Here is a 6,095-nt window from a genome sequence, read left to right on the forward strand (position 1 = left end):
GGCTTTGTAGGCGGCCTCATCCATGAGACCGGCGAGCTGGCTTTCGTCGGCAAGCTTCATCTTCCACAGCCAGCCGGCCCCTGTTGCGGCCGAATTGACCAGTGACGGATCCGACGACAGCGTGCCGTTGGCCTCGGTGATCTCGCCGTCGACTGGTGCATAGACATCGGACGCCGCCTTGACGGATTCGACCACGACGGCGGTGTCGCCCTTGGTCAATTTCTTTCCCGTCTCCGGCAGTTCGACGAAGACGAGGTCGCCGAGCTGCTCCTGCGCGTAATCAGTGATGCCGACCGTGGCGATGCCGCCCTCGACGCGGAGCCACTCGTGATCTGATGTGAAATAGGTCGTTGCCATTGAGATCATCCTTTTCGGTAGCGATGCGGTGTGAAGGGCAGGGAGCTGATATCGACTGGGATTTTCGTGCCGCGCACATCGGCGAAAACCCGAATTCCGGGCTTTGCCAGAGGTGTCGAGACATAGCCCATGGCGACCGGATGGCCGGCCGAGGGGCCGAAGCCGCCCGACGTGACATGGCCGGCCGGGTTGCCGTCGGCGTCGAAGAGCGCGGCACCGCCACGCACCGGCTGGCGGCCTTCCGGCTTCAAACCGACGCGCTTTTGCGCGGGTCCTCGTTCCACCGCGGCGCGGAGCGCATCGGCGCCGATGAAAGTGCCGGAAGCGCGGATGTCCTTTGGAATTGCCCACATCAAGGCGGCGCTGGCCGGGTCGGTTTCCGGTGTGATGTCCTGGCCATGCAGGCAGAGACCGGCCTCCAGGCGCAGGCTGTCGCGCGCAGCCAGGCCGATCCACAGCACGCGCTCGTCTCCGAGCAGCTTCGCGACGAGGTCGCGTGCATCGGCCTCCGGCAAGCCGATCTCGAACCCGTCCTCGCCGGTATAGCCCGACCGGCTCATGAACCAGTTCTTGCGCGGTTCGACCCCATGCATGAACAGCAGCGAGCCGGTCTCGATGCCGGCGCGGGAAAGGGCGGCCCAGGCTTCAGGACCCTGGATGGCCAGGAAGACGCGGTCGAGCGGCTCGATCCTGGCGTCGAAATCCGCGGCAAGTGCACGCAAATGCTTTTCGTCGGCTACGGCGTTGCCGGCATTGGCGACCACCATGAACCTGGCATCGCTAAGCCTGGTGACGATCAGGTCGTCGAGGATGCCGCCTGCTTCGTTGAGGAAAAAGGACAGTTTGGATTGCGAGATTTCGAGCGCGCCGGCATCCAGTGGGCAAGCACGGTTGAGCAGTGCCGCCGCTTCCGGTCCGCTGACCTCGAACAGCTTCATGTGCGAGATGTCGAACAGGCCGGCCTGCTCGCGGGTGTGAAGGTGTTCCTTCATGACGCCGGCCGGATAGGTCAGCGGCATCGACCAGCCGGCAAAGGCGCCGAAGCGCGCACCGGCGGCCATATGGATATCTTCAAGGGGAAGGTGTTTTGTGTCGTCGCCCGCCATGTCGTCTCCAGAGTCGCACGCAATCGGTCGCGAATGGCGACCAGTCCGTGCCCCTCTGTCTGAAGCCTGAGAGACTCGCGCAGCCGGAACTCTGTCAGCGGCGCTTACACCTTCGGCGCGGGGGCAAGCCCCGACTTTCCAGAGTGTCTTTCCCGTCTACGGTTCTTTTGCCTGAGAGATTTCGGGCGATTTCCCCTTCGGCGACAGCTCTCGCTGTTCTCTCCCGCAAACAGGTAGGACTCAAGACCCTGAGTCCTCGACGCGCCATCCATAGCTTGCGCGCGACGGCTTGTCACCTGTCAGCAACATCTAAAGCGCGTGCATGTCGTTCTTCAAACCGCGGCACGCTGTCAGGCGACATGCGTTGGCGACAAGTCTTCACTAACCACGCCGTTTGCCGGTTTTTCAAGACACTGCTGATATGTTGGCTTGTGTGACGCTATGGGGCCGGCGCTTGGCGACGGCGGACGGGGACGACAAATGGGCGAATTGATCATGAGCGCGCCGGTGGCCGGGCTGACCTCGAAAAGCCGCATCGCCGCGGAGGACGTGGCGATGTTGCGCCATGAAGTGTTCGGCGACGGCGTCGTGACGCGTGGCGAGGCCGAGGCGCTGTTCGCGCTCGATGCCACGGCGAAGGACAAATGCCAGGAATGGCCGCCCTTCTTCATTGAGGCGGTCACCGACTATATCGTCCACCAGGAAAAGCCATCGGGCTATATCTCGCAGGACAATGCCGACTGGCTGATCCGCACGATCTCGCGCGACGGCATGGTCGACAGCCGGACCGAACTCGAATTGCTGGTGCATGTGCTGGAACAGGCGAAATCGTCGCCGGCCCAGCTTTGTGTGTATGCGCTGGAGCAGGTGGCGCATGCCGTCATTGACGGCAAGGGGCCGCTGATGCTCGGCGGCGCGCTGGCTCCGGGCCTCGTCGCGCAGGCGGAGGTCGAGCTTTTGCGCCGGATACTCCATGCCCATGGCGGCGACGGCAACATCGCCATCACGCGCGCCGAGGCCGAGGTGCTGCTCAAGATCAACGAGCGGACTGCTCAAGGACAAAACGATCCGTCCTGGAACGAGCTGTTCGTCAAGGCGATCGCCAATTTCGTCATGTGCTCGGCCGGCTACGAAGCACCGACGCGCGACGTGGCGCTGCGCCATGACGCCTTCCTCGAACATGCCGATCCGGAAATCGGCGGCTTCTTCAGCCGCATGATCTCCGGCGGGCTTGCCGGCATCATGGAGGCCTACCGATCTCCTGGCGACATCGAAGCCGAATGGGAAGCCAAGAACAGGGCGGCCGAGGCCCTGGCCCGCCGTGCCGAGACGATCGATGCCGGCGAAGCCGGCTGGCTGATCGAACATATCGGCGTCGACAGGCCACTTTACGAGAACGAACGCGCGCTGCTGACCCTGATCAAGCACGCCTCGCCGGAAATTCACCCGGCGCTCAGGCCGCTGCTCGACAAGGTTGCCTGACCGGCCAGGGATTGCTTAATCGGATCCGGGATGCTGGTCAGATCTGATCGACGTCGACGTATATCCGGGCCAGGCCTTCCCGGACGGTCGACATGGCATCGGCGACACTGATGTCGATGTGGTCATGCATGAGCCTTGCGGCCGTGTCGGCATCGCGGGTTACCATGGCTCGGGCGATTTCGCTGTGTTCGGTGTAGGTTGTCGACAGTCGCCGGTGCTTCTCCACTTCGATCTTGCGAACGAAATGGATGCGCGTGTTGATGCCTTCGAGCATGCGCGCCAGTTCGGGATTGCCTGACAGCCTGGCGATGCGGATGTGAAACTCCTCGTCCCTGGCGGTCAGCTCGGCGCTGGAAAACGAGTCGGCGCGCGCCATGGTGAGCGTCCACCAGTCGACGAGCGCGGCGAGCTCTTCATTGGTCGCGCGCTGGATCGCCAGCCTGACGGAGCGCTCCTCAAGCACCGCCCGCACGTCGGAAAGATTGACGACCTCGTCGACATCGAAGCCGCGGCAAAAGAAGCCGCGATTGGTCTGGAAGGTGATGAGTTCCTCCGTGACCAGCCGCTGGAGGGCCTCCCTGATCGGGCTGCGGCTGACATTCAGCCTCGCGGCAAGCGCCACTTCGTTGATGCGCTCGTTCGGCTTGAAGCGATAGTCCATCGCCATGCGACGGATCTCTTCATAGACGCGCGGGCCGGTCTTGATCGGCTTGGATGCCAACGCCGCATCGTCGTCCTGGTTGCTGTGCCTGGTGGGTCGGAGCATGGCGTCGGTCAAGCCTTTGCGGCGCTTGGTTCGGCGAACCGCGCCTGTGTGGGAAGGATACCGTCGAGGGCGATCGGCGCAGCCCGGCCGGCGATCAGGTCGGCGACGATGCGGGCCGATCCATGCGCCATCGTCCATCCAATATGGCCGTGGCCGGTGTTCAGCCAGAGGTTCTTGATGTTGCGCAGGCCGAGGATCGGCAGATTGTCGGGCGTCATGGGTCTCAGGCAGGCCCGCATTTCGGCGCGATCATAGGCGATACCGCGCGGGAACAGGTCCTGCGTGACGCGCTTCATGAAGGCGAAATCCGAAGGCTTGTGGCTGCGATCATAGCCCGCGAATTCCGCGGTGGCGGTGACGCGGATGCGATCGCCCATCGGCGTGATGGCAACGAGATTGTGCTCATCGATGACGGGGAGTTTTGGAGCCAGCGCCGGGTCGACGATGGGAATGGTCAGGGAATATCCTTTGACCGGATAGATCGGCAAACCAAGGCCGATCTTGCGGGCGAGGATCGGGCTTTCGGCGCCGAGACACAGAACGTAGGTGTCGGCCAGAAATTCTCCCTTGTCGGTGACGACCCGGATGATCGCGTCATTCCTGCGTTCGATCCCGACGATCCTCGTGCTTGTCAGGATCTTGCCGCCCCTCGTTTCGACGATGGCCGCCAGCGCGCGCGTGAACTTGGCGGCGTCGCCGGTTTCATCGGTTGGACACATTATGCCGCCGGCAATGCTGCCGCGCGACGAAGCCAGCGCCGGCTCGCGGTCAATGATTTCCTGTGCGTCGACAATGCGGATCTCCTGGCCGTCGGCCTCCAGCAGGCGCATGTTGGCGACGCCCTTGTCGAGCGCCTGACGGCTGCGGTGGAAGTAAAGGATGCCGGCCGAGGTCCTGTCGTATTGGATCGATTCCTCCCTGACGACCGCCTGCAGGACCGATTGGGAATGGACCGCAAGCCGATGTTTGAGGAGGGTGTTGCGACGCGCTTTGGCGGCCGTGCATTCCCTGAGGAAGCGCAGCGACCAGCTGTAGAGATGCGGGTCGGCGGAAAGTTTGAAGCGAAGCGCCTGGTCTTTCAGGAACAGCGACTTCAGCAGGATTTTTGGCGCGGCTGGTGATGACCAGACGAAGGAGTGACCGGGCGCGATCATGCCTGCATTTGCCCAGCTCGCGCCCTCGGCCACCTGCGGTGCCTGCTCGAGAACAGTGACCGCGTGGCCGTCCTTTTGCAACTGATAAGTGGTGGTGATCCCGACCACGCCGCCGCCCAAGATCAATACGCGCATTGCTGTCCCGAAGGGCTGTGTTCCTATTGTCGACAATTCAATAGGAAGACGCCGATCCCTGTCAACGGTGAATGGGTCGGCGACGGACAAGCGATCCGCGCAAGCGCAAAATTCAGGCGTTTACCGGTTCCCAGGATCTGCACAGAGCCCTTGACAGTTTCGGCAATATCGCCGTTTCTATTGTCGACAATTCTGATTGGCATCAGGGAGGGGACTGCGCCATGGACGCCCCGGTTAGCCGCGCCGACGACACGCTTGTCCTCGACAAGGAACACATTCCCTTCAAGACCGATGACGGTATCGGCACGCGCGCCAATCTCGGCCTGCTCGTGCTGCGGACCGACCAGACCATCGAGGATGAATTCCGGTATGCGCTGCCCGCGCGCGACATCGCGCTGTACGAGGCGCGGCTCTACAGCGATGTCGAGATCACACCGGAAAACCTGATGAAAATGTCGGCGGTAATCCCGGCAACGGTGGGACTCTTGCCCGACGTCAAGTTCGATGTGATCGGCTTTGCCTGCACGTCGGGAGCGCTGGTCATCGGCGAGGATAAGGTTGCCGAGCGCGTTCACGAGGTGCTGCCTGGTGTGCAGGTGACCAATCCGGTGACCGCGGCACGCGCCGCGCTGAAGGCCCTGGGGGTCTCGAGGATCGCGCTGCTCACCCCTTACTTGGCGAAAATCAATCATTCGCTGCGGGCATCGCTGATGGCGCGGGGGATGGATATTCCGGTCATGGGCTCCTTCAACGAGGCGGACGACAATGTCGTTGCACGCATCACGCCGGCATCGGTCAAGCAGGCCATCTTGGAAATCGGTGCGTCGAGCGACTGTGATGCGGTGTTCGTTTCCTGCACCAGCATGCGCGTTGCCCGCATCATCGAGGAGGTCGAGAAGGAGTTGGGGAAACCGGTCACCTCCAGCAACCATGCACTTGCCTGGCATATGCTGCGGCTTGGCGGCATTGGCGAGCAGATTGCCGGAAAAGGCGAGCTGTTTCGCCGCTCGCTAGGCTAGCATCTTCAGCGCCGGATTTGCGGTGTGCAGCTCAGATCCCGCCGTACCAGTCATAGCCATTGTCTTCCCAATAGCC

Annotated in this window: 6 protein-coding genes and 1 riboswitch; of the genes, 2 read left to right on the top strand and 4 right to left on the bottom strand. The window is 62.7% G+C overall.

The annotated features are described in order from the left end of the window. Positions 1–357, bottom strand: a 357-nt coding sequence (gcvH, locus tag EOA22_RS21790) for a glycine cleavage system protein GcvH (RefSeq protein ID WP_127374413.1), incomplete at its 3' end; no start/stop codon positions are given. 5 nt (positions 358–362) lie between these two features. Continuing rightward, positions 363–1,463 (bottom strand): glycine cleavage system aminomethyltransferase GcvT, encoded by a 1,101-nt coding sequence (gene gcvT, locus EOA22_RS21795; protein ID WP_063167888.1) that lies wholly within the window; start codon positions 1,461–1,463, stop codon positions 363–365. Between the two features lie 149 nt (positions 1,464–1,612). After that, positions 1,613–1,699, bottom strand: a riboswitch (glycine riboswitch). 244 nt (positions 1,700–1,943) lie between these two features. Between gcvT and EOA22_RS21800 the strand changes: the two genes are divergently transcribed. Beyond that, positions 1,944–2,945, top strand: coding sequence for a hypothetical protein (locus EOA22_RS21800; protein ID WP_063167889.1), 1,002 nt, complete (start codon positions 1,944–1,946; stop codon positions 2,943–2,945). 37 nt (positions 2,946–2,982) lie between these two features. Here EOA22_RS21800 and EOA22_RS21805 read toward each other — a convergent pair whose 3' ends face one another. Continuing rightward, positions 2,983–3,711 carry a GntR family transcriptional regulator gene (locus tag EOA22_RS21805; RefSeq protein ID WP_024505339.1) on the bottom strand — a complete coding sequence of 243 codons (729 nt, stop codon included), beginning with the start codon at positions 3,709–3,711 and terminating at the stop codon, positions 2,983–2,985. A gap of 8 nt (positions 3,712–3,719) precedes the next feature. Beyond that, positions 3,720–5,000: a D-amino acid dehydrogenase gene (locus tag EOA22_RS21810; RefSeq protein ID WP_063167890.1), complete on the bottom strand. Its 1,281-nt coding sequence runs from the start codon at positions 4,998–5,000 to the stop codon at positions 3,720–3,722. 221 nt (positions 5,001–5,221) lie between these two features. Between EOA22_RS21810 and EOA22_RS21815 the strand changes: the two genes are divergently transcribed. Further along, positions 5,222–6,019, top strand: coding sequence for an aspartate/glutamate racemase family protein (locus tag EOA22_RS21815; protein WP_013531948.1), 798 nt, complete (start codon positions 5,222–5,224; stop codon positions 6,017–6,019). Positions 6,020–6,095: the final 76 nt, after the last annotated feature.

Source organism: Mesorhizobium sp. M7A.F.Ca.US.014.04.1.1, from assembly GCF_003998745.1.
In the GTDB taxonomy this organism is placed as follows: domain Bacteria; phylum Pseudomonadota; class Alphaproteobacteria; order Rhizobiales; family Rhizobiaceae; genus Mesorhizobium; species Mesorhizobium ciceri.

Coding starts and splice junctions, on each gene's coding strand:
- gcvT (WP_063167888.1), bottom strand. CDS start 1,463: ATGGCGGGCGACGACACAAAACACCTTCCCCTTGAAGATATCCATATG.
- EOA22_RS21800 (WP_063167889.1), top strand. CDS start 1,944: ATGGGCGAATTGATCATGAGCGCGCCGGTGGCCGGGCTGACCTCGAAA.
- EOA22_RS21805 (WP_024505339.1), bottom strand. CDS start 3,711: ATGCTCCGACCCACCAGGCACAGCAACCAGGACGACGATGCGGCGTTG.
- EOA22_RS21810 (WP_063167890.1), bottom strand. CDS start 5,000: ATGCGCGTATTGATCTTGGGCGGCGGCGTGGTCGGGATCACCACCACT.
- EOA22_RS21815 (WP_013531948.1), top strand. CDS start 5,222: ATGGACGCCCCGGTTAGCCGCGCCGACGACACGCTTGTCCTCGACAAG.